Annotated in this window: 21 protein-coding genes and 2 pseudogenes; 16 read left to right on the top strand and 7 right to left on the bottom strand. The window is 75.1% G+C overall.

Going from position 1 to position 22,798, the window contains the following annotated elements; translation table 11 throughout:
* The first annotated feature begins 53 nt into the window (after positions 1–53).
* The 8 genes from HUT16_RS30885 to HUT16_RS30850 all read left to right on the top strand — a co-directional run bounded on the left by HUT16_RS30885 (position 54) and on the right by HUT16_RS30850 (position 8,532).
* Complete coding sequence (locus HUT16_RS30885) at positions 54–674, top strand: hypothetical protein (protein ID WP_217712117.1); 621 nt, start codon at positions 54–56, stop codon at positions 672–674.
* A 178-nt stretch (positions 675–852) separates the two neighbouring features.
* A complete protein-coding gene (locus HUT16_RS30880) occupies positions 853–2,517 on the top strand; it encodes a class I adenylate-forming enzyme family protein (RefSeq protein WP_176191322.1) in 1,665 nt (554 codons plus the stop codon).
* The gene (locus HUT16_RS30875) at positions 2,514–3,782 is read left to right on the top strand and encodes a beta-ketoacyl synthase (protein ID WP_176191321.1); all 1,269 of its coding nucleotides are present in this window, start codon (positions 2,514–2,516) and stop codon (positions 3,780–3,782) included. The genes HUT16_RS30880 and HUT16_RS30875 overlap by 4 nt, the downstream gene beginning before the upstream one ends.
* Complete coding sequence (locus tag HUT16_RS30870) at positions 3,779–4,780, top strand: VOC family protein (protein WP_176191320.1); 1,002 nt, start codon at positions 3,779–3,781, stop codon at positions 4,778–4,780. Before HUT16_RS30875 ends, HUT16_RS30870 begins: the two co-directional genes overlap by 4 nt.
* A 16-nt stretch (positions 4,781–4,796) precedes the next feature.
* Positions 4,797–5,729 (top strand): phytanoyl-CoA dioxygenase family protein, encoded by a 933-nt coding sequence (locus HUT16_RS30865; RefSeq protein ID WP_176191319.1) that lies wholly within the window; start codon positions 4,797–4,799, stop codon positions 5,727–5,729.
* A complete protein-coding gene (locus HUT16_RS30860) occupies positions 5,726–6,694 on the top strand; it encodes a thiamine pyrophosphate-dependent dehydrogenase E1 component subunit alpha (protein WP_217712116.1) in 969 nt (322 codons plus the stop codon). Before HUT16_RS30865 ends, HUT16_RS30860 begins: the two co-directional genes overlap by 4 nt.
* Positions 6,691–7,653 carry an alpha-ketoacid dehydrogenase subunit beta gene (locus HUT16_RS30855; protein ID WP_176191318.1) on the top strand — a complete coding sequence of 321 codons (963 nt, stop codon included), beginning with the start codon at positions 6,691–6,693 and terminating at the stop codon, positions 7,651–7,653. The genes HUT16_RS30860 and HUT16_RS30855 overlap by 4 nt, the downstream gene beginning before the upstream one ends.
* 96 nt (positions 7,654–7,749) lie before the next feature.
* Positions 7,750–8,532, top strand: coding sequence for a DUF3050 domain-containing protein (locus tag HUT16_RS30850; RefSeq protein ID WP_176191317.1), 783 nt, complete (start codon positions 7,750–7,752; stop codon positions 8,530–8,532).
* Between the two features lie 100 nt (positions 8,533–8,632).
* Here HUT16_RS30850 and HUT16_RS30845 read toward each other — a convergent pair whose 3' ends face one another.
* Both HUT16_RS30845 and HUT16_RS30840 read right to left on the bottom strand, forming a co-directional pair.
* Entirely contained in the window at positions 8,633–9,814 is a 1,182-nt protein-coding gene (locus tag HUT16_RS30845) for a globin domain-containing protein (protein ID WP_176191316.1), read from the bottom strand.
* 335 nt (positions 9,815–10,149) lie between these two features.
* A pseudogene (locus tag HUT16_RS30840) lies at positions 10,150–10,539 on the bottom strand (Rrf2 family transcriptional regulator); the annotation flags it as partial.
* Between the two features lie 252 nt (positions 10,540–10,791).
* On the opposite strand from HUT16_RS30840, the gene HUT16_RS30835 reads away from it, so the two are divergent.
* From HUT16_RS30835 to HUT16_RS39900, 3 genes and pseudogenes are all read left to right on the top strand, one after another.
* Positions 10,792–12,273: a carboxyl transferase domain-containing protein gene (locus tag HUT16_RS30835; protein WP_176191314.1), complete on the top strand. Its 1,482-nt coding sequence runs from the start codon at positions 10,792–10,794 to the stop codon at positions 12,271–12,273.
* The gene (locus HUT16_RS30830; RefSeq protein WP_176191313.1) at positions 12,270–12,548 is read left to right on the top strand and encodes a hypothetical protein; all 279 of its coding nucleotides are present in this window, start codon (positions 12,270–12,272) and stop codon (positions 12,546–12,548) included. The genes HUT16_RS30835 and HUT16_RS30830 overlap by 4 nt, the downstream gene beginning before the upstream one ends.
* A gap of 218 nt (positions 12,549–12,766) precedes the next feature.
* A pseudogene (locus HUT16_RS39900) lies at positions 12,767–12,910 on the top strand (DUF6183 family protein); the annotation flags it as partial.
* A gap of 120 nt (positions 12,911–13,030) precedes the next feature.
* Here the strand turns inward: HUT16_RS39900 and HUT16_RS30825 are convergent.
* From HUT16_RS30825 to HUT16_RS30815, 3 genes are all read right to left on the bottom strand, one after another.
* Positions 13,031–13,576, bottom strand: a complete 546-nt coding sequence (locus HUT16_RS30825; protein ID WP_176191312.1) for an HAD domain-containing protein — start codon at positions 13,574–13,576, stop codon at positions 13,031–13,033.
* Between the two features lie 72 nt (positions 13,577–13,648).
* Positions 13,649–14,719, bottom strand: coding sequence for an HNH endonuclease signature motif containing protein (locus tag HUT16_RS30820; protein ID WP_176191311.1), 1,071 nt, complete (start codon positions 14,717–14,719; stop codon positions 13,649–13,651).
* An 89-nt stretch (positions 14,720–14,808) separates the two neighbouring features.
* Positions 14,809–15,933: a S9 family peptidase gene (locus HUT16_RS30815; RefSeq protein ID WP_176191310.1), complete on the bottom strand. Its 1,125-nt coding sequence runs from the start codon at positions 15,931–15,933 to the stop codon at positions 14,809–14,811.
* A gap of 252 nt (positions 15,934–16,185) precedes the next feature.
* Between HUT16_RS30815 and HUT16_RS30810 the strand changes: the two genes are divergently transcribed.
* From HUT16_RS30810 to HUT16_RS30795, 4 genes are all read left to right on the top strand, one after another.
* Positions 16,186–16,632, top strand: a complete 447-nt coding sequence (locus HUT16_RS30810; protein WP_254898061.1) for a MarR family winged helix-turn-helix transcriptional regulator — start codon at positions 16,186–16,188, stop codon at positions 16,630–16,632.
* A gap of 254 nt (positions 16,633–16,886) precedes the next feature.
* Positions 16,887–18,335 carry a precorrin-6y C5,15-methyltransferase (decarboxylating) subunit CbiE gene (gene cbiE / locus HUT16_RS30805; protein WP_254898060.1) on the top strand — a complete coding sequence of 483 codons (1,449 nt, stop codon included), beginning with the start codon at positions 16,887–16,889 and terminating at the stop codon, positions 18,333–18,335.
* The gene (gene cobM / locus HUT16_RS30800) at positions 18,332–19,072 is read left to right on the top strand and encodes a precorrin-4 C(11)-methyltransferase (RefSeq protein ID WP_176191309.1); all 741 of its coding nucleotides are present in this window, start codon (positions 18,332–18,334) and stop codon (positions 19,070–19,072) included. The genes cbiE and cobM overlap by 4 nt, the downstream gene beginning before the upstream one ends.
* Positions 19,073–19,377: 305 nt before the next feature.
* A complete protein-coding gene (locus HUT16_RS30795) occupies positions 19,378–20,019 on the top strand; it encodes a hypothetical protein (RefSeq protein WP_176191308.1) in 642 nt (213 codons plus the stop codon).
* Between the two features lie 18 nt (positions 20,020–20,037).
* On the opposite strand, the gene HUT16_RS30790 is transcribed toward HUT16_RS30795, so the two are convergent.
* Entirely contained in the window at positions 20,038–21,258 is a 1,221-nt protein-coding gene (locus HUT16_RS30790) for an NAD(P)/FAD-dependent oxidoreductase (protein ID WP_176191307.1), read from the bottom strand.
* Positions 21,259–21,380: 122 nt separating this feature from the next.
* Between HUT16_RS30790 and HUT16_RS30785 the strand changes: the two genes are divergently transcribed.
* Positions 21,381–22,046, top strand: coding sequence for a TetR/AcrR family transcriptional regulator (locus tag HUT16_RS30785; RefSeq protein WP_176191306.1), 666 nt, complete (start codon positions 21,381–21,383; stop codon positions 22,044–22,046).
* 45 nt (positions 22,047–22,091) lie between these two features.
* On the opposite strand, the gene HUT16_RS30780 is transcribed toward HUT16_RS30785, so the two are convergent.
* Entirely contained in the window at positions 22,092–22,772 is a 681-nt protein-coding gene (locus HUT16_RS30780) for a TetR/AcrR family transcriptional regulator (protein WP_176191305.1), read from the bottom strand.
* Between the last annotated feature and the right edge of the window lie 26 nt (positions 22,773–22,798).

Raw genomic sequence — 22,798 nt, 5'->3', positions numbered from 1 at the left:
CCCCGACCGTTCCCGCCCGGCCGTCCCCGGCCCGTCCTCCTGGTGGCTCCCGCATGACCGCCCCGCCCTCCGTCCCCGTCCTCGTCACCGACCCACCGCCGCCTCCGCCACCGCCCCCGTCCTCGGTGCCGGTCGGCGGGACCGTCGCGGTGCCCGTCGCCGGGTCCGCCGTGGCGCCCCGCGTGCTCTCCGGGCCGCTGCGGGTGCTGGCCGCCGCGCGGTGGCCGGAGCGTCCGGGGGACGAACTGCCCGCCATCGCGGGCTTCGTGGAGTCCGCGTTCAGCCCGCTGGTGGCCGAGACCGCCGAGCGCTGCCTGCGCGCCCGCTACGGCCCGCCGCCGGCCGCCGGGGCGCCGCGCACCGCGCTGCTGCTGGTCAGCCCGAGCGGCGACACCGGCACCGCCGACGCGCTGGCCCGGGCCAACGCCACCGGGCAGCGGGTCGCCCCGCTGCTGTTCTTCCAGTCCAACCCGAACGCCGTGCTCGGCCACGTCGCCGCCCGCTGGCAGCTGGACGGGCCGGTGGTCGCGCTCGGCCTGGGCTTCGAGGAGGAGCGCGACCTGCACGAGCGGGCGGCCCTGTTGATCGAGGACGGCGACGCCGACCAGGTGCTGGCCGTCATCGCCGTCCAGGGGCCGCCCGACCGGGCCACCGCCGTCCTGCTCGCCCCCTGAGCCCCGGCCGCCCGCGCGCCCCGCCCGACCCCACGCCCCACCCCGACGCCCCGACCCCGCACCCCGTACCCCGCACCCCGCACCCCGCACCCCGCACCGACCCGACGCACCGCGGCCCCGCCGAGGGTCCGCCGAGGGTCCCCTGCCCTTTTCCCGCACCACGAGAAGAACGGGAACGATGAGCCTCCGCACCCTACGCGCCACGCTGTCCGCCGACAGCTCCGTCGGCGCCGGAAACGTCCTGACCACCCGGGTCGAGCAGGGCCTCGGCCTGGACTCGCCGACCCTGACCTTCGACACCCCCGTCGACGGCCACCCCGCGCACACCGCCCTGACGCTGCGCGAGCTCGACCGCGCGGTGCGCGCCCGGGCCGCCGCCCTGCACGCCCGCGGGGTTCGCCGCCGCGACCCGGTGGCCGTGCAGGCGTCCGCCGCGGCCGAGCAGGTGCTGTGCTTCCTGGCGCTGACCCACCTCGGGGCGATCCCGGCCCTGCTCAACCCGGCGCTGGACGCGGACACCTCGGCCCGCTACCTGCGCCGGTTGAACGCGACCGGGCTGCTCGCCGACAGCGCGCACGCCAAGGCGCTCGCCGACGTCGACTGCGGGACGCCGCTGCTCGCCGACACCGCCGAACTCGCCGACGGCGAGCCGGAGTCGGCGCCCGAACCGTACCGGCACTGGCCCACCGACCCGGTGGCGATCACCCACTCCTCGGGCACCACCGGCCTGCCCAAGGCGGTGCTGCACTCGCACCAGAGCCTGTACGCGGCGATCCGCCACCGCCTGCTGCTGCCCCGCCCGCAGGGCATCGACCGGGTGCTCAGCGCGCTGCCCGCCGCGCACGCCGCGACGCTGATCGCGGTCAACCTGGCGCTCAGCTTCGACGCCCAACTGCACCTGATCTCCCAGCAGTCGGGCCCGGCGGTGCTGGAGGCGATCGAGCGCTGGCAGCCGCTGGGCGTATACGGCTTCGCCACCACCTGGGCCGACCTGGCCCGGCAGGACCTGTCCGCCCGGGACCTCTCCTCGGTCGGCCTGTGGTGGAACACCGGCGACTGCGCGCACGAGGCGCACATCCGCCGCCTGGTCGCCCAGGGCTCGCGGGAGAGCGCCACCCGGCAGGGCCGGGTCCGCACCGCCGGCTCGGTGTTCATCGACGGCCTGGGCTCCTCCGAGATGGGCCACTCGCACTTCTTCATCACCCACACCGTCGAGTCCGAGCGCTACGGCCGCTGCGTGGGCCGCCCGCACGCCTTCGTCGACTGCGCGATCCTCGACCCGGACGGCAACGAGCTCGGCCCCGGCGAGGTCGGCGAGCTGGGCACCCGCTCCCCCACCCTGTCGCCCGGCTACTGGAACGACTCGGTGACCACCCACCGCACCCGGGTGCGCGACTACTTCCTCACCGGCGACCTGATGTACCGCGACGAGGACGGCTACTACTACCACGTGGACCGGGCCGTCGACAGCGTCGACCTCGGCGACGGCCGCCGCCTGCACACCGCCGCCAGCGAGGAGCGCGTCCTGGCCGCCTGCCCGGACGTGCACGACTGCACCGTGGTCGCCTTCCGGGACGGCGAGCGGACCGTCGCGGACGTGCTGCTGCAGCTCGACCCGGCCGTCGACCAGGACGCCGACCGCACCGCCGAGGTGCTCGCCGCCCTGGAGCCGCACGTCGCCGCCGTGGTCCGCAGCGTGCTGGCCGTCCCGGACGGGCGCATCCCGCTCGGCCCGACCGGCAAGGTCCGCAAGGTCCTGCTGCGCCAGCGCCACCTGGCCGAGAGCACCGCGGCGGCCGCCACCGCCGGGGCCGCGTCCACCGCCGGAACCGGGGCGCCGTGAGCGCCGTCGCCGCGCAGGTCACCGGCATCGGGTGGGTGACGCCGCTGGGCCGCCCCGTCCCGGAGGCGTTCCGCGCGCTGGCGGCCGGCCGGTCCGGGCTGGTCGCCCCGCCGGAGGACCACCCGGCGGCGGGCTGGCTGCGGACGGCGGGCATCGCCCCGCACGTCCCGGCCACCGAGGTGCTGCCGCCGACCGAGACCCGGGTCGCCGACCGCTTCCTGCTGCTCGCGCTGGCCGCCGCCGAGGACGCCCTCGCCGACGCGAAGCTGACGGTCCGTCAGGAGGCCGACCCGGAGCGGGTGGCGGTGGTGCTGGGCACCGGCGGCGGCGGGCTGGAGAGCTACGAGCAGCAGGCCGTCGGGCGGCGCGAGCGCGGCCGGGCGGCGGTCAGCCCGTACCTGCTGCCGGGCATGCTGTCGAACATGGCGGCCGCCCGGATCGCCATCACGCACGGCATCCGCGGCTACAGCTCCGCCGTGATCACCGCCTGCGCGGCCGGTGCGCAGGCGATCGCCGAGGGGCTGCGGCTGATCCGCGGCGGCGAGGCGGACGTGGTGGTGTGCGGCGGCGCGGAGGCCCCGCTGCACCCGACGATCGCCGCGGCCTTCGACAACTCCCGCGCGCTGGCCGCTGGTTGGGACGATCCGGCCCAGGCGTCCCGGCCGTTCGACGCCCGCCGCAACGGTTTCGTGCTGGGCGAGGGCAGCGCCGTCCTGGTGCTGGAGAGCGTCGAGCACGCCGAGGCCCGCGGCGCGAGCGCCTACGCGGCGCTGGCCGGCTGGGGTGCGGCCACCGACGCCCACCACCCGACCATGCCGCGTCCGGACGGCGCGGGCGCGATCGCCGCGATGCGGGCCGCGCTGCGCTCGGCGGGCCTGCCGCCGGAGGCCGTGGACTACGTCAACGCCCACGGCACGGGCACCAAGCTGGGCGACCGGGCGGAGGCGGCGGCGCTGCGCGAGGTGTTCGGCGCGCACGACCCCTTCGTCAGCTCGACCAAGGGCGCGACCGGCCACCTGCTGGGCGCCGCGGGGGCGGTGGAGGCGGCGGTGTCGGCGCTGTCCGTCGCCGAGGGCCTGATCCCGCCCACCCGCAACCTCGAACAGCCGGACGAGGCCTGCGCGTTGCGGCACGTCCGCGGCGCGGCCGAGCACAGTGTCGTGCGCCACGCCCTGTCGAACTCGATCGCGTTCGGCGGCCACAACCTGAGCCTGCTGTTCGGTCCGCCGAGCATCACGGCCAAGCACCTCGGAGGGGACTCATGACCGTGCCGGGCATCGCGTACACCGAACTGTACGTGGAGGACGCCCACAAGTACGCCGCGCAACTGCGCGACGACTGGGGTTTCTCGTTGAGCGAGCCGGCCCGGGTCGCGCCGGGGACGACGCAGGTGGTGGCGCACCAGGGTTCGATCCGGGTGCTGCTGACCTCGGCGGTGGAGACCGAGCACCGGGTCGCCGCGTGGGTGCGGCGGCACGGCGACGGCGTCGCGGTGATCGCGCTGCGGCACACCGACGCGGTGGCGGCGGCCGCGGCGGCCGAGCGGGCGCTGAACGCGGGCGGCGGCTGCCTGGACGGGGCGGGCACGGTCTCCGGCTTCGGCGACCTGGCGCTGCGCTTCGTCGGCGCGGACGACCTGCTCCCGGCCGGCGAACCGCCGGTCGAGGGCACGCTGCTGTCGCTGGACCACGTGGCGATCGTGGTGCCGGGCGGGCAGTTGGCCCCCTCGGTGGACTGGGCGGTGCACGGGCTGGGCTTCCGGGAGATCTTCCGGGAGTACGTGGAGGTCGGCGACCAGGCGATGGACTCCCGGGTGGTGCAGAGCCCGTGCGGGACGATCACCTTCACCCTGCTGGAGCCGGACACCTCGCGGGCGTCCGGCCAGATCGACGGCTTCCTGGAGGCGCACGGCGGCGCGGGCGTCCAGCACCTGGCGTACGCGACCGGGTCGATCACGGCGGCGGTGCGGGAGCTGGCGGCGCGCGGGGTGGCGTTCCTGAGCACGCCGGGCGCGTACTACGAGGCGCTGGAGTCGCGGCTGGGCCCCACCGCCATCCCGGTGACCGAACTGCGGGACACCGGCGTGCTGGTGGACCGGGACCACGGCGGCGAGCTGTTCCAGATCTTCGCCCGCTCGACCCATCCGCGCCGCACCTTCTTCCTGGAGCTGGTGGAGCGGCGCGGCGCGGGCACCTTCGGCACCGCGAACATCAAGGCCCTGTACGAGGCGGTGGAGCGCGAGCGCGCCACCGCGGACAGCTGAGCAGAGGAGAACGGAAGTGTCGACCGCCATCGAGCAGTTCGAGTTGACCGCGGAGGAGTCGGCGCTGCTGCCGACCGTCGAGGAGGTGCTGCAGTACGCGGAGCGCGGCTGGTACCTGTCCCGGCGGCTGTTCTCCGACGCCGAACTGGACGCGCTGCAGGCCGCGACCGAGCGCTACTACGCGGGTGAGCGGGACCGCGAACTGCCCGGCGTGCCGCCGCACCTGGCGTCCTGGAAGCCGTCGGACGGGCCGGTGCAGCGGCACAACGACTACGTGCACTACGAGCACGGGGAGATCGGCCGGATCCTGCGCAAGCCGCTGCTGGGCGCGGTCGCGGCACGGCTGGCGCAGGCGGAGGAGATCCGGCTGTTCCAGTCGACGCTGATCTACAAGCCGCCGGTGCCGGGCGAGCCGAGCAACGTGGTGCCGTGGCACTTCGACAAGCACTACTGGCAGACCTCCACCTCGCAGCGGATGCTGACGGCGTTCCTGCCGTTCCACGACTGCACGGAGGAGATGGGCACCATCACCATGGTGGACGGCAGCCACCGCTGGGAGGAGCGGCCGGGCGGTGACGACTCGACCCGGCACTTCGCCGCCCGAGACCGCTCCGAGCTGGAGCAACTGCTGCACGAGAACGCCGAGTTCAACGGCACCGAGGTCCGTACCGTGCCGGTCGAGATCCCGCGCGGGCACGTCTCCTTCCACCACTGCCGCACCTACCACGGCTCGGGCCCGAACCGGTCCGCGCAGCCGCGCCGGGCGGTGTCGCTGCACCTGCAGGACGGCTCGAACCGGTACCGCTCGTTCCTGCGGCCGGACGGCTCGCCGGTGGTGTACAACCACGACGCGGTGGTGCGGCGGGACGCGAACGGCCTGCCGGACTACGCGGACCCGGAGTTCTGCCCGGTGCTGTGGCGGTCGGAGCCGGGGCGGTCGGGCCGGTGAGCCTGCCGCACCTGGCGGACCCGGCGGGCCGGTACCGGACGATGCGGCTGATCCGCTCGTTCGAGGAGCTGGCGCTGGAGTGGGTGCGGTCGGGGCTGGTGGTCGGCGGCACCCACCCGTACATCGGGCAGGAGGCGGTGGCGGTCGGCGTGTGCGCGGCGCTCGATCCGGCCGACCAGCTGACCTCGACCCACCGGGGGCACGGGCACGTGCTGGCCAAGGGCGCCGACCCGGGCCGGCTACTGGCCGAACTGCTGGGCCGGGTCGGCGGGTTGAACGGCGGCCGGGGCGGTTCGATGCACGCCGCGGACTTCTCGCTGGGCATCCTGGGCGCGAACGGCATCGTCGGTGCGGGTGCGCCGATCGCGGTCGGCGCGGCCTGGGCGGCCCGGCGGCGCGGCGAACCCACCGTGGTCGCCTCGTTCTTCGGGGACGGCGCGCTCAACCAGGGCGTGCTGCTGGAGTCGTTGAACCTGGCGTCGATCTGGCGGGCGCCGGTGGTGTTCGTCTGCGAGAACAACGGCTACGCGACGACGCTGCCGGCCGCCTCGGCGGTGGGCGGTTCGGCGTGCGGCCGGGCGGCGGCGTTCGGCATCCCGGCCGAGACGGTGGACGGGATGGACGTCGAGGCGGTCCGGGCGGCGGCCGAACGGGCAGTCCTGCGCGCCCGTTCGGGCGGTGGTCCGTCCTTCCTGGAGTGCCTGACGTACCGGTTCGAGGCGCACCACACGATGGAGCGGCGCTTCCGGCTGGCGTACCGGACGGCCGAGGAGGTGGCCTCCTGGCGGGAGCGCGACCCGCTGGCGACGGCGCTGCCCGAGGCGGCCGCCATCGACCGGGAGGTCTCCGAACTCCTGTCCTCCGCAGCCGAGTTCGCGCTGTCCTCGGCGGAGCCGGACCCGGCGACGGCCCTTGACCACCTGTACGCGAGCGGGCTGCGGCCCCGGTCGGGAGCGGCCCTGTGACGCTGTTGTCGTACGCCAAGGCGATGAACCGGGCGCTGGCGGACGCGCTGGCGGCCGATCCGGCGGTGTGCGTGTTCGGCGAGGACGTCGGCGCGGGCCTGGCCGGGCTGACGCTGGGCCTGCAACAGCGCTTCGGCGCCGAGCGGGTGGTGGACGTGCCGCTGTCGGAGCAGGCGTTCACCTCGGCGGGCATCGGGGCGGCGCTGAACGGGATGCGCCCGGTCATCGAGTTGCAGATCCCGTCGCTGCTGTTCCTGGTCTTCGAGCAACTCGCCAACCAGGCGCACAAGTTCTCGCTGATGACGGGCGGCCAGGCCCGGGTGCCGCTGACCGTGGTGGTGCCGGGTTCGGGCTCCCGCAGCGGCTGGGCGGGCCAGCACTCGGACCACCCGTACGGCCTGTTCGCGCATGTGGGCGTCAAGACGCTCGCGCCCGCGACGCCCACCGACGCGTACGGGCTGCTGAGTTCGGCGATCCGGGACGACGACCCGGTGGTGCTGTTCGCCCCGGCGGGCGCGCTGGGCGTCCGGGAGGACGTGACGGCGCCGCTGGAGCCGATCCCGCTGGGCGAGGCCCGGACGGTGCGGCGGGGGGCGGACGTGACGGTGGTCGCGGTCGGCCACCTGGTGCACCAAGCCGTCGCCGTGGCCGAGGAGTTGGCGCACGAGGTGTCGGTGGAGGTGCTCGATCCGCGCACCCTGTACCCGCTGGACCGGGCCGCCCTGGTCGAGTCGCTGGGCCGCACCGGCCGGCTGGTGGTGGCCGACGACTCCAACCGCTTCGCCGGTTTCGCCGCCGAGGTGCTGGCCGTCGCCGCCGAGGAGTGCCGCCTGCTCGCCCCGCCCCGCCGGGTCACCCGCCCGGACGGCACCGTCCTCCCCTTCGCCCTGGCCCTGGACCGGGCCCTGCAGCCGAGCGACGACCAGCTGCGGGACGCGATCCGGGCCGTCCTGAAGTAACTGCCCGTTCGGGCAGTCGTTTTCCGAGCCGTACCACCGCTGCGTCCACCCACGTAGTCTCCGCCTGTTTCACACACCACACGAGGAGAGCAAGTCATGAGCGACCGCTACCACTGGGACCGCAGCCACCCCGGCCTGACCGCCCTGCGCGAGTCGATCGAGGAGGTCCGCCAGGAGGTGGTCTCCCACCCGATGTACCTGTCGCTGGACAGCCTGGAGAAGGTGCGGACCTTCCAGCAGACCCACGTCTTCGCCGTCTGGGACTTCATGTCCCTGCTCAAGTGCCTCCAGCGGCAGCTCACCTGCGTGAGCCTGCCGTGGCTGCCGGACGGCCCGACCGCGAGCCGCCGGCTGATCAACGAGATCGTGCTGGTCGAGGAGAGCGACGAGCTCGGCGAGGGCTACACCAGCCACTTCGAGCTGTACCTCGACGGCATGGCCAAGGCGGGCGCGGACACCGCCCCGATCGAGGCGTTCCTCGCGGCGCTGCGCTCCGGCCTGCCGGTCGCGGACGCGGCGAAGACCGCGGAGATCCCGGAGGCGGCGGCCGCGTTCACCGCCGTCACCTTCGGGATCATCGACGACGCGCCGGTGCACTGCCAGGCCGCGGCATTCGCGTTCGGCCGGGAGGACCTGATCCCGGAGATGTTCGAGCAGGTGGTCCGGATCGACGACGCCGAGGGCCGGCTGGGCGTCTTCAAGGACTACCTGGCCCGGCACATCGAGGTCGACGGCGAGCAGCACACCCCGATGGCGATGCAGATGCTGATCGACCTGTGCGGCGACGACGCCGAGCGCTGGGAGGAGTGCGGGGCGACGGTCCGCGCCGCGCTGCGGGCCCGGGTCGCGCTGTGGGACGCGATCACGGCCGAGCTGTGACGCGCTGACCTCGGGCGCCGACCGCCCGGTCCTGCCCTGCCGGGCCGGGCCGGGCGGTCGGCGGCTTCGGGGCGGTCGGTGACCTCGGGTTGGCCCGCGGTCAGACCCGGCCGAGCCACAGGTCGGGGCCGAAGACCTCGTAGTGGATGTCGGCGGCGGGCACCCCGGCGGCGAGCAGCTGGGTGCGGACGGCGCGCATGAACGGCAGCGGGCCGCACAGGTAGGCGACGGCGTCGGCCGGGACGTCCAGGCCCGCCAGGTCGACCAGGCCGGTGCGCCCGGCGGGCCACTCGCCCTCGGGGCGCTCGTACCAGACGTGCGCCTCGCCGCGGGGGAGCTTGTCGACCAGCAGCGCGAACTCGTCGCGGAAGGCGTGCGCGGACTCCTGCCGGTCGCCGTGCACCGCGATCACCCTGCGGGTGGTGCCGGTCTCGGCGAGGTGGGCGAGCATGCCGACGATCGGGGTGCAGCCGATGCCGGCCGAGGCCAGCACCACCGGCCGTTCCCCGTCGGCCAGTTGGACGTCGCCGAACGGGGCGCTGACCAGCAGCACGGCGCCCTCGTCCACGTGCTGGTGGAGGTGGTTGGAGACCTCGCCGGCCGGGTCCCCGGCGACCTTCTTGACGGTGATCTGCAGGCCGCCCTCGGGCTGTCCGGACAGGCTGTACTGGCGGATCTGGCGGGCGCCGTCGGCGAGTTCGACCTGCACCGAGACGTACTGGCCGGGCCGGTGCGCCGGGACGGGGCCGCCGTCGGCGGGGTGCAGCAGGAAGGTCGCCACGTCGGCGGTCTCGGCGGTGCGGGCGGCCACCGTGTAGGGGCGGCGCTCGCCGCGGGTGCCGCTCTCCTCGTACAGGCGGGCCTCGACGGCGATCAGCGCGTTGGCCATCAGCCAGTACACCTCGTCCCAGGCGGCGGCGACCTCGGGGGTGACGGCGTCGCCGAGCACCTCGACGATGGCGGCGAACAGGTGGGTGTGGACCACCTGGTACTGGTCGGGGGCGATGCCGAGCGAGGCGTGCTTGTGGGCGATCCGGGCCAGCATGGCGTCCGGCCGCCGGTCGGGGTGCTCGACCAGGGCGGTGGCGAAGGCGGCTATCGAGCCGGCCAGCGCCTGGCGCTGGCTGCCGTCGGCCTGGTTGCCCCGGTTGAACAGGTCGCGCAGCAGTTCGGGGTGGGCCGCGAAGAGCCGGTGGTAGAACGAGCCGGTGATCTCCCCGATGGCCGCGCCCACCACGGGGAGGGTGGCGCGTACGGTCTCCGCGGACTTCTCGGACAGCATCCGAAACTCCAAACTCGCATCTGAGATGCGCATTTAACAGGATGGGAAAACCTACTACTGGCCGTGCTGCTGACCGGTGCTCGCCCCCGCGCTGGCCCCGGTGTTCGCCCCGGCGCTCGCTTCGATGCTCGCCCGGCGGGCGGCTACGCGGAAGGGCCGAACGGTCCCGGCCCCGGCGGGCCGGAAGGGCCGGGCCGGCCCGACCCGCTCGACAGGGGCGGCGCGCTCGGCAGGGTCGGCAGGCCGAGCAGGACCGGGCCGCCGGGCTCCCCCGACCCGCCCGCGCCGCTCCCCCCGCTCCCCCCGCTCCCCCCGCCCCCTCCACCCTCGCCCCCGACCAGGTCGTCCACGGTCAGCGGGTCGAGCGAGGCGTAGAACGCCTCCTGCGCCCGCCGCAGCGCACCGCGCAGCCGGCAGGAGTCGCGCAGCGGGCAGGGCGGCTCGTCCTCGCAGCCGACCACGTCCCCGACGCCCTCCAGCTCCCGGACGATCCGGCCGAGCGATCCGGTGCGCCCGGCGGCGGTCAGGGCGAGCCCCCCGCCACGGCCGCGCCGGGCCTCGACGACGCCCAGGTGCTGGAGCCGGCTGACCACCTTCGCCGCGTGGTGGTAGGGGACGCCGACCGCCTCGGCCACCTCGCGGGTGGTCGGGGTCTGGTCCTCGTCCAGCACCGCCAGGCGCATCGCGATGCGCAGTGCGATGTCGGTGCTCTTGGTCAACCTCACGGCGCCGACTGTATCCAATTGCGCATCTTGGATACCAATTACCCCGATGTCTGCTGCGTCACGTTCCGCGGCGGTCCCGCTGCGCCGCGTGCCGGTGATCCTGCTCACCCTCGTGCGGCGCACCAGCCGACGGCCGCGCCGCCCCGCTAGCCTCGGGTGACGCCCGGTCGCCACCCGCGCGGTCCGGCCCACCCTCCCCCGCCCCACATCCCCGCTCCACATCCACGCTGCTCCCCCGCGACGGAGGCCACGGTGACGGCACGTCAACTCCTCGACCTGCTGGTCGACCCCGGCACCTTCCGCAGCTGGGACGAGCCGGTCACCGCCGAGCACGCCGACCCCGGATACCGGGACGCACTGGCCCGGGCCCGCGAGCGCACCGGCCTGGACGAGGCCGTGCTCACCGGACGCGCCCTGCTGGACGGGCGACCGGTCGCCCTGGTCGCCGGCGAGTTCGGCTTCCTCGGCGGCTCGATCGGCGTGGCCACCGCCGAACGGATCACCCGCGCCGTGGAGCGCGCCACCGCCGAGCGCCTGCCGCTGCTCGCCCTTCCGGTCTCCGGCGGCACCCGGATGCAGGAGGGGTCGGCCGCGTTCCTGTGCATGGTCCGGGTCACCGCCGCTGTCCACGCCCACCGCAGCGCGGGCCTGCCGTACCTGACCTACCTGCGCAACCCCACCATGGGCGGGGTGTTCGCCTCCTGGGGCACCCTCGGCCACCTGGTGCTCGCCGAACCGGCCGCCCGGCTCGGCTTCCTCGGCCCCCGGGTGTACGAGGAACTGCGCGGCGAGCCGTTGCCGCCCACCGTCCAGCGCGCCGAGACGCTGGCCGCCAACGGGCGGCTGGACGCGATCGTCCCGCCGGAGCGGCTGCGCGCCTTCCTGGCCCGCGCCCTCGCCGTCCTCACCGCCCGTCCGACCGCCCCCGCACCCGTGCCCGCGACCGCCGCGTCGCCGGAGGCCCCCACGCCCCCGGACGCCTGGGAGTCGGTGCTGCTCAGCCGCCGCCCCGACCGGCTGTCCGCGCTCGAACTCCTGTACCACACCGCCGAGTCGCTCCTCCCGCTGGACGGCGACAGCGCGCTGGTCCGGGCGCTGGCCCTGCTCGGCGGACGCCCCGTGATGGTCGTCGCCCAACAGCGTCAGGGCCCCGACCAACCCCAACTCCCTTTCACCGCAGCCGACCTGCGGGCGGTCCGACGCCAGGCGCAGATCGCCGAGGAGCTCGGCATGCCGCTGCTCACCGTGGTCGACACCACCGGCGCGGAACTCTCCGTCGAGGCCGAACTCGACGGCGTGGCAATGGAGATCGCGCACTGCCTGACCACCCTGGTCGGGCTGCGCACCCCCGTGCTGGCCGTGCTGCTCGGCCAGGGCAGCGGCGGCGGCGCGCTCGCCCTGCTGCCCGCCGACCGGGTGATCGCCGCCCAGCACGCCTGGCTGGCCCCGCTGCCGCCCGAGGGCGCCTCGGCGATCGTCCACCGCGACGGCGACCACGCACCCCAACTCGCCCGCGCCCAGGGCATCACCGCCACCGACCTGACCGCCACCGGCCTGGTCGATCTGGTCGTCCCGGAGAGCACCGACCCGGCCGACCTGCGCGAGCGCCTGGCCGCCGCCGTCACCGCCACACTGACCGAACTCGCCGAACTCCCGGACGCCGAACGCCTCGCCGCCCGGGCCGCCCGCAACCGCCGCCTCGGCGGCCCCACTCCAGGAGCCACCCCGTCATGAGCACCACCGACCCGCTGGTCCCCGTCCTGGCCGGAGTGATCGCCGATCTGCTGCGCTTCCTCGACGAGTGCGAGGACGACGAGGTCGCCGACGACACCGCCGTCAAGCTCCTGGAGAACGCGTCCTGGGAGCTGAGCCGCCTCCCCGAGGCCCAACGCGACCGCCTGGCCGCCGTGTTCGCCGACCTGGCCACCGCCGAACCCGACCCCGGACGCCGCACCGCGCTCGCCGAGTTCCCGTACAACTGCGGCCTGCTCGAGGACCCGCCCGCCTGAGACCCCCACTCCCGCCCTGGCACACCGCCCGGGCGCCCTGCTGGAACGGGCGCAGCAGTGCGGCAACCTTCCGGCCCGACCTCCAACTCGGCCTCCGACTCGCCGTGGCCCTGGCCCTGTTGGCCGCGACGCGGGGCGCTCCGGCCCTGCCCCGGTTCGACGCCCCGGTACGGAAGTTGTGCCTCGGCCCGGCCGGGGGGGGTGCCCCGCCGCCCGCGATGGACCCGTCCGCGCCGCGCCCGCCGGTCGAGGAGGTCACCGACCCGGAGACGGCCGACGCGCTGGGTGCGGCCACCGCCTGCTGGTCGGACGGCTCCAACGGCCTGACCGAGGCCCGGGTCTTCCGCTTCCGCAACCCGCTCACCCCGTCCGCCCCCGCCGCCGGACCAGCCGCTCGGTGCGGACGGGCTCGGCCTCGAACGTGTACACACTGCCTCCAGGACGGAACCTCGGACGAGTATCCCGCCCGCTCCCCCGGCCCTTCACCAGGGCGCGGGGAGCCACTCCTCCAGGACCTCGAAGTCCCCCTCCGTCAGGCCCCGCCGGGGATCTACCCTCAACAGCAGCGCGGGGCCGGGGTGGTGGGCCGCCACCCACTCCCGGTCGGCCGCCCCGATCTCGTCGTCCACCCAGGCGAACGCCGCCCCGCCCGCGTGCTCCACCAGCAGCGGCGTCTTCCAGTGCACCCCGGGCGGCCGGGCCCCCGGCCGGTACGGCGCCTCCGCGTCGTCCGGCTCCTCCAGCACGGGCAGTCGCGGCAGCCCGAGCAGCGGCGCGACGCAGACGTTGGCCTCGTGCTCCCAGGTGGTGGCCCACACCGCCCGGCAGGGCAGCGCCGCGATCCGTGCCCCGCACCGGGGGTCCAACCGGGCCAGCAGCGGATGCCCGCCGGCCTCCGCCCCCAGCACCTCCCTGATCCGGCGCCCGCTCAGGTGCTCCGGATGACTCCCGGCAGGCCCGCCGAACGGGATCAGCGGACCATCGACGTCCAGGTACAACAACGGCGGCGGCGACAGACGTGACCCCATCCCCGTATTCTCCCCGCCCAGCGCCGCTCCCTGCGCCTTCACCGCGGCCTTTGCCCGGGGCGGCCACGCCCGCTACGCCCGGAGGGCCGCTGCTTCCTCCCCCGCCCTCCTGTGCGCTTCTTCGGCGACGGCGCGCAGTACGGCCCGCAGGGTCTCGCGGGTGGATCCCCGGGTCTTGACGGCATGGCAGTTGGGGCACAGCGCGACCATGTTGACCGGGTGGTCGCGTCCGCCCGCCGAGATGTCCTCGACGTGGTCCACGTCGAGGATCGCCTCCCCGGTGTCCGTCACATCGGCCGGCTGCCCGCCGCAGGACGGATTCTCACAACGCCCTCCGCTGCGAAGCACCACCGCCTCGCGGGCCCTGGGATTGCGCACGGGCGTCTCCGAAGTGCGCGGGCGACGCGCGCCGTGGGTGGCGGGTTCGGCCTTCTCGACCTCGGCCACCAACTTCCGGTAGCGGGTGCGGAGTACCCGCTCGGGGGAGTCCGCCCCTTGCGGGCGGACAGCAGGAGCAGCCGGTGCCGGGGGCGCCCCCGGTCCTTCGCCGACCGCTGGGCGGGTCTCCGGCCCGGAGCGGAGAGCACCCTGGTCTTCGGCCGCTTCGTAGGCTTCCAGGGCCGCGACAGATCTCGCGTACCAGCGACACAGGCTCTCCCTCCTTCTCCTCAGGTCAGCGAGGGCGTCCGCCTTCTCCAGCGGCACCCCCTTCCCGTAGGAGCGGTGACGGTCGATGCTCGCGACCGCCCGGGAGATTTCCCGATCGATCTTCTGCAGGAAATCTTTCGACCGCTCCACTTGCTCGAACAGGATCTCCACTTCGGAGAGTTCCACCCTTCCCGCCCCCTCCCGGGAGTTCACGCCCGATGGCGCATCGAAGGATTTCAGCGCGGCCAGGGCAGCCGCACGCCTGCCGCGAAGCGTCCCGCACCGGGCTTGAACTATCTGGATGCGGGATGACAACTTCCGCTTCGCGCTGGACCCGAGGGTCTCCCGCTCCCCCCACCTGGCGAGCAGTTCCTCCAGCCGGTCCTCGGCCTGATCCAGGTCACCATCGGCCTCGGAAACCGCCGCGCGAAGAGAGGCGCGAACGCTTCCCGGTGCGCGGAAATCCCTTCCACCGTCAACAGGTTCTTCACCCATCGAATGCAGGTGCCCCTCCTCGCGCCCACCGGAGAGGCCACCATACCGGCGGACGAGGAAAACAGTGCCCGCGCAGCGCCTTTGACGGCTCAGGCTCGGGGCCCGGTGGTGGCCAGGGTGTCCGCGAGCCAGTCGGCGGTATCGGGGAGCCAGTCCGGGAGGGCGTTGCCGAGGAGGTGGTTGCCGTGCGGGACGTGGAGGAGTTCAGCGTGCGGGAGGTCGGCGGTGAGGGCGTCGGCGTTGGTGACGCCCGGGATGCGGTCGCGGCCGCCTTCGACCAGCAGCAGGGGAAGGTGGCGCAGCCGGGGGGCGAGGGCGGCCAGGTCGACCCGGGCGGTGAAGGCGCGGGCGGCGGCCTCGTCGCCGCAGCGCCGGGTGAGGGTGGCGGTGACGAACGGGACCAGGGCGTCCCAGTCCAGCCGGTACGGTCCGCTGACCAGGGCGGCCGCCCGGACGCGCGGGTCGTGGGCGGCGAAGTCGGCGGCGAGGTGGCCGCCGAGGCTGAGCCCGATGACCGCGATCCGGTCCGGGTCGACCCGGGCCCCGTCGGAGGTGTGGTCCAGGGCGCGGTCGAGAGTGTGGTCGAGAGTGTGGTCCAGGGCGCGGCCGAGCGCGTGCCGGTGGTCGGGGCCGAGCGCGGGGCCGGCGGCCAGGACGCCCTGTCCCGGGCCGTCGACGGCCAGCACCGCCAGTCCGCGGTCGAGCAGCGCGTCGGCCGGCCGGTGGAACTCCTCCTTCGCGGAGTCCATCCCGGGCACCAGCACCACCAGGGGCACTCCCGCCCCCTCCTGTCCCGCCTGCTCCGTCGGCAGGCGCAGCCACCCGGCGTAGTCCTCGCCGGAGATCCGCCGGGCCCGGGGTTCGAGCAGTGCGAGGGAGTCACCCATCGACCGGTCGGCCTCGGCGGCGACGGCGGCCGCGCGCTCCCGGTCCGGGTCCGGCAGCAGGGCGGCGAGGTGGAACCAGCGGGCGGCCAGCCGGTGGTGCTGCCCGGCGGTGCGGCGGCGGCCGCGCGCGGCGGCCCGTTCGGCCCGGGCCCGGTGGGCGAGGGCGGCCGTCCGGCAGGCGTCGGGCCAGTGCAGCAGCGAGTCGACCGCCGCGGTGACGCGGTCGTACTCGTACGGGTCAATGCCGGCGCCGTGGGCGCGCGGGCGGGTCTCGGCGATGAACCCGGCGGCCAGGCCGGGGGCGTCGAGGAAGGAGAGTTCGATCATGGGTGGCACGGTCCTCCGGAGCGCGGCAGGGCTATTGGGTGAGGCAACAGGTCGATAAATCGATCGGAACGCCAACGGCGCGGGCCGCCACGACGACAACAGGCGACGAGCGACGAGCGACGAGCGACGAGCGACGAGCGACAACAGGGGTAGCGGTAGCAACAGCACGACATCAATAGCGTTCATCATCATCAATACATTGACGACTGTCAACGAAACTGATTGACATCGCCCGCCCTGTAGCATCGCCGCATGGGAATGCCCGCCGCTGACCGCATCGGCATCGATCTGCACCAGGCCGACCAGGAGTTGATGGCCGCGAAGCGCGTCGCGCTGGAGCCCGCCGGGCTGACGGTGGCGCAGTACGCGGCGCTGTACGTGCTCGCCGACAGTCCGGGCATCAGCGGCGCGGGGCTGGCCAGGTCCTGCCAGGTGACACCGCAGGCGATGGCCGTGCTGCTCAGGCACCTGACCGAACGCGGGCTGGTGGAGCGGGCGCCGCACCGCTGGCACCGCAACGTGCTGGAGACCCGGCTGACCGACAGCGGCCGGGCCGCCCTGGAGCTGGCCGACGAGCGTGCCACCGAGGTCGAGCAGTGCCTGGCCGACGAGTTCACCGAGGCCGAGCAGGAGCAGTTCCGGCGCTTCCTGGGCCGCGCGTCCCGGGCGCTGCGGCGCGCCGCCGACGACCTCGGCTGACACCCGTACGACCGAACTCCCCGCCCCGGCCACGGCTCCCCGGCCACGCTTCCCCGACCCGGCCCCGGACCGGTCCCGACCCGCCACGGCTCCCCGGGCCGATATCGGGCCGATACCGGGCCGGCCCTGGTCCGACCCCGCGCGTCCCGGTGTGGCCAATGTCGCACGGCGGATCCTCGCAGCTCGCGGGGGGTACGGCGGCCGGTTGCGGGTAGGCTGCGGCTGCCCCGTCCCCGAGCCGTCAGGAGTTGCGCGTGTCTGCGATCACCGTCGTGGGGGTGGGTGCGGACGGCTGGCCGGGGCTCTCGGGTGCGGCGCGGGAGGCGCTGGGCGCGGCGGAGGTGGTGCTCGGCGGAGCGCGCCAGTTGGGGCTGCTGCCGGTGGAGGTGACGGCGGATCGGGTGCCGTGGCCGTCCCCGTTGCGGCCGTCGGTGCCGGGGCTGCTGGCCCGGTTCGCGGGGCGGCGGCTGGCGGTGCTGGCCAGCGGCGACCCGATGTTCCACGGGATCGGCCGGACGCTGCTGGAGTGCGGCGTCCCGGCGGACGCGCTGCGGGTGCTGCCGCACCCGTCCTCGGTGTCGCTGGCGTGCGCCCGGCTGGGCTGGCCGGTGGAGGAGACCGAGGTGGTGACGCTGGTCGGCCGCCCGGCCGAGTCGCTGCACGCGGCGCTGTACCCGGGGCGCCGGCTGCTGGTGCTGAGCGCGGACGCGTCGACGCCCGCGCGGGTGGCGGCGCTACTGGCGGACCGGGGCTACGGGCCGAGCCGGGTACGGGTGTTGGAGCAGCTGGGCGGTCCGGCGGAGGCGGTGCGCGAGGGCGTGGCGGCGGGCTGGTCACTGCCGCCGGGCGATCCGCTGAACGTCCTCGCGGTCGACTGCGCGCTCGATCCGGCCCTCGCGCCGGACGCCCCGCGCCAGCAGCTCGTCCCCGGGCTGCGGGACGAACTGTTCGAGTCGGACGGTCAGTTGACGAAGCGTCATGTCCGGGCGGCGACGCTGGCGGCGCTCGGCCCGGCGCCGGGCGAACTGCTGTGGGACATCGGCGGCGGCTCGGGGTCGATCGGCATCGAGTGGCTGCGGGCGCACCGCAGTTGCCGAGCGGTCAGCGTGGAGCGGGACGCGGTGCGGGCCGAGCGGATCGTCCGCAACGCGGCGGCGCTCGGCGTGCCCCGGCTGCGGGTGGTCCGGGGTGCGGCACCGGCGGCGCTGACGGAGCTGGAGTCCGAACTCGGCCGTCCGGACGCGGTGTTCGTGGGCGGCGGGCTGACGGTGCCGGGGGTGCTGGAGGCGTGCTGGGCGGCGCTCGGCCCGGGCGGGCGGCTGGTGGCGAACACGGTGACGTTGGAGTCGGAGGCGCTGCTGACGCAGTGGTACCGGCGCCACGGCGGCGAGTTGGTGAAGCTGGCCGTCGCGCACGCGGTGCCGGTGGGCGGGTTCACGGGCTGGCGGCAGGCGATGCCGGTGACCCAGTGGAGCGTCGTCAAGGGCCCGGACGCGGACCCGGACGCGCACCCGGACGCGGACGTGGCGGCACCCGTGACCACGAAGGCACGCGCGACCACGAAGGCATCCACGACCGCGGACGCGGGAACGCGGCACGAAAGCACGGACACGGACCCAGACGCGGACACCGGAGAGTCCGGTGCGGCCGGCATTGTCGACGCTGTCGGCGTTGTCGGCGGGGCAGCAGGAGGAGCGAAGTGACGGTCTATTTCATCGGTGCCGGTCCGGGCGCAGCCGATCTGATCACGGTGCGCGGCCAACGCACCCTGGCCCGCTGCGGGGTGTGCCTGTACGCGGGCAGCCTGGTGCCGCCGGAGCTGCTGGCCGACTGCCCGCCGGACGCCCGGCTGGTCGACACCGCGAACCTGGACCTGGACCAGATCATGGCCGAGATCGTCCGCGCGAACGCCGAGGGCCAGGACGTGGCCCGGCTGCACTCGGGCGACCCGTCGGTCTTCTCGGCGATGGCCGAGCAGATGCGCCGACTGGACGCGGCGGGCATCCCGTACGAGGTGGTGCCGGGCGTGCCCGCGTTCGCGGCGGCCGCGGCGGCGCTGAAGCGGGAGTTGACGGTGCCGACGGTCGGGCAGACGGTGATCCTGACCCGGGTGGCCCGGCAGGCGACGCCGATGCCGCCCGGCGAGGAGCTGTCCGTGCTCGGCAAGAGCGGCGCGCTGCTGGTGCTGCACCTGGCGGCCCGCTACGTGGACAGCGTGGTCGAGGAGTTGCTGCCGCACTACGGGCCGGACTGCCCGGCTGCGGTGGTCGCGATGGCCAGCCGCCCGGACGAACTGGTGCTGCGCGGCACGCTCGGTGACATCGCCGTCCAGGTGAAGGCCGCGGGCGTGCTGCGCACCGCCGTCATCATCGTCGGCCGGACGCTGGCCGCGACGGAGTTCCGCGACAGCCACCTGTACTCGACCACCCGGGCCCGCTGACCCGGACGGCCGCCACACCGAGCACCCCGCCCGCCGCACCCCGCCCGCCGCACGCTGGTGGACGACCGCGTCCGCGGCCCGCTCGCCGGGTGCGGCCCGCAGTGCTCCTCGTCCCGGCCGACCGGGGTCAGCTCGGACGGGCGGGACGAGGGGGACGAGGGGGAACGGATCGCCGATCGGGCAACGGTCGGGCAGCGGTCGGGTAGCGGTCGAACGCCGGTCGGCTCGGGGCGCGGGGTGTCACAACGGGCTGGCAGGATCGTGGGGTTGGCGTTCCGTCCGGGCGCCGGTGGGAGGGTTGCGTCATGTCCGAGCCGTACTCCGCGATGGCGCGGCTGCACCTGGGCCCCGACGCGCTGCGCCGCTACCTGGCCGCGCCGTCCGGACCGTGGGAACGGTGGAGGGAGCTGACGGGCTGGTACGACCGGCGGGCGGAGAGCGGCGGCCTGCCGTGGGCGCTGCACCCGGAGCCCGACGCGGCCACGGTGGAGCGCTGGTTGACGGACGGCGACGACCACCGGGGCCAGTGGCGCGCCTTCCTGCGGACGGCGGAGGAGCCGGGCCTCGCCTCGGTCGACTACGACCGGGCGGCAGGAACGCTGACGGTGGTGAACCTGACGGTGCACCGGGAGGAGTTCCGCGACTCGCTGTGGTTCCTGTCCCTGGTGGCCGGTGCGGCCGGGCACGTCGACGGGCGGGGCGGTTTCGCGGTGGTCCGCGACCACCTCTGGCCGGGGCCGGCCGATCGCTGCACGCTCGGCGTGCTGGCGGTGGACGGGGCCGGGGCGCGGGCGCTGGACCCGGTGCGGGACGCCGGGGCGTACGGCGCGGCGGTGCGGGCGGCGGACGCGGTGTTCGAGGTGACGGGCCTGGTGGACGAGGACGAGGACGAGGACCCGGAGGAGTGGACCGGCCCGGATCCGGTGGAGTGCCTGGACGCGCTCTGACCCCTTCCCCTCCCCCGCCTACCGCGCGCCGGACGACTCGGACCGGCGCGACTCGGGCTCCCGCAGCTCGGGCTCGGACGACTCAGGCTGACGCGACTCAGGCTGACGCGGCTCGGGCTCGCCGTGGTGCGGTTCGTCGGACAGCAACCCTTCGGCGGCGCCGTCGAGGAGGCGCTGCATGGCGGTGGAGCGGGGCAGCATGGTCGCCTCGTAGGCGCGGACGGCCTCGGCGACGGTGGCGTGCCGGGTGAGGGCGAGGGCGAGCTCGCAGGCGTCGAGCATGGCGAGGTTGACGCCGACGCCGAGCGGGGGCATCAAGTGGGCGGCGTCCCCGAGCAGGGTGACGGCGCCGTCGTGCTGCCAGGTGTGCGGGACGGGCAGGGCGTGGATCGGGCGGTCGACGTAGGGGCCGTCGTTGTCGGTGAGGAGCCGGCGCAGGCGGGGCGACCAGGCGCGGTAGCGGTCCAGGAGGAGCGCGCGCAGGGCGTCGGTGTCCCGGACGGTGTGGCCGGCCTCGGCGATCCAGTCCACGGGGACGCGCTGGATGACGTAGACGCGGATGTGGTTGCCACCGCAGCGCTGCGCGAACAGGCCGCGTTCGCCGTCGGCCGCACCCGCGCTGCCGGGGCCGACGAGGGCGGCGAGGTCGGGGTGGCGGCGTTCGACGTCGTGGAACCAGGCTTCGAGGAAGCTGACGCCGGTGTGGACGGGGGTGGCCGGGGAGAGGGCGGGGCGGACCTTCGACCAGGCGCCGTCCGCGCCGATGACCAGGTCAGCCTCGGTCACGGTGCCGTCGGCGAAGTGCAGGCGACGGGGGCCGCCCGCGGGACCTTCGACCGAGCGCAGGGTGCGGCCCCAGCGCACGGTGCCCGGTTCGAGCGAGCTCAGGAGGAGGTCGCGGAGTCGGCCGCGGTCGATCTCGGGCTTCAGCCGCTCGTCGTCCGCGGGGACGTGGTGGAAGCCGATCTCCCCGGTCACGGCGTCGAGTTGGCGCATCTCCTGCCCTTCGGGGCGGGCGAGGCGGAGGAAGTCGTCGAGCAGTCCGGCCTCGCGCAGGGCGAGTTGGCCGTTGTCCTCGTGCAGGTCGAGCGTGCCGCCCTGGTCCCGGGTGTCGGGGCCGGGATCGCGATCGTGGACGGTGACGGCGATGCCGTGGCGCTGCAGGATGCGGGCGCAGGTCAGGCCGCCGGGACCGGCGCCGATGACGGCGATACGGGGGGCGGGGGTGGTGGTGGACATGGCGGTGCTCCTTCCGGTGGTGCGGCGCTCCACGGCACCGCACTCCCAGAAAAACACAACGACTACAAAAGTGCAACGACTCAACTTTTGAAGCAGATGAACCCTCCGGGTAGACTGATCCCATGCCCGAGACGCCCCCACCACCCCCACCGCCGACCCCACCGGCCCCACCGCCTCCGCCGACCCCGCCCGGCCCGCCGCCACCCCCGCCGGGGCGCCGCGAGCGCAAGAAGGCGGCCACCCGCCAGGCCATCGCCGACGCCGCGCTGCGCCTGTTCCTGGAGCGCGGCTACGACGACGTCGGCATTCGCGAGATCGCGGACGCCGCCGACGTCTCGACCACCACGCTGTTCAAGCACTTCCCAGCCAAGGAGGCCCTGGTCTTCGACGAGGAGGCGGACCTGGAGGCCGACCTGCTCGCCGCCGTCCGCGAGCGGCCCCCGGGCCGGTCGATCCCGGCGGCCCTGTGCGACCACGCCCTGCGCCACCGCCGGGCCGTCGACACCGACGACCCCCGGTTCGCGTCCTTCACCGCCCTGGTGAACTCCACCCCCGCCCTGCGCGACTACCACCAGGCCATGTGGCTGCGCCACACCGCCGCCCTCGCCGCCGTGATCGCCGAGCAGAGCGGCCGCCCCGCCGACGACCCGCTCTGCACCGCCCTGGCCCACTTCGCCCTGGAGGCGCCGCACGCCGCCCAGTCCCACCAGGACGTCCGCGGGGCGATGGTCCGCGCCTTCGACCTCCTCGAACACGGCTGGAACGCCCTGGCCGAGCCCACCCCCTGACACCCCGCCGAACCCGGACCCGGGCCCGACGGACAGCGACCCGGGTCAGTCCAGGCCCAAGCCATCCAGGCCCAGGCCGTCCAGCACGGTGCGCGCGCCGTCGGTGAAGGCGCGGGCCGGGTCGGTGGCGGCGCGGACGGCCAGGGCCTCGGCGAGCAGCGGGAAGGTCTCGGGGACGAGCGGGCCGACGGGGGTGGCGTCGGCCGCGGCCTGGTGTTCGAGTTCGAGCGCGCCGATCACGTACGCCACCAGCGCGTGCAGCGCCGCGGCCCGGCGCGGCCCGGCGAGTCCGGCGTCGGCCAGGGCCGCCAGCAGCCGTTCGCGCCAGCGCAGCGCGGACGGGCAGCCGCCGTGGTGCCGGACGGCCAGCGGCAGGACGCCGGGGTGCGCGCCGACGGCCTCCCGCATCGACTCCAGCAGCGCGAGCAGCCGGGCCCGCGGCCCGGCCACCGGATCAGCCACCGGATCGGCCGCCCGACCGGTCACCGAACCGGCCCTCGAACCGGCCTCGGACGCGGCGCGGTCCAGGACGGCGCCGAGGGCGAGGTCGACGACCAGACACTCGAGTTCCTCGCGGTCCTCGACGTAGCGGTACAGCGCCATGGTGCGCCGGTCGAGTTCGGCCGCGACGGTGCGCATGGACAGCGCGGGCAGGCCGTCGCGGTCGATCACGGTGAGTGCGGCGGCGGCGATCTGGCGGGTGGTCAGGGAGCGTGGACGGGGCACGGGTTGACAGCGTACGCTATACGCCT

It is taken from the genome of Kitasatospora sp. NA04385 (assembly GCF_013364235.1).
Classification (GTDB): Bacteria; Actinomycetota; Actinomycetes; order Streptomycetales; family Streptomycetaceae; genus Kitasatospora.
Note: the sequence above shows the minus strand (reverse complement) of the source record. Positions and strands in the feature narration are given on the sequence as shown.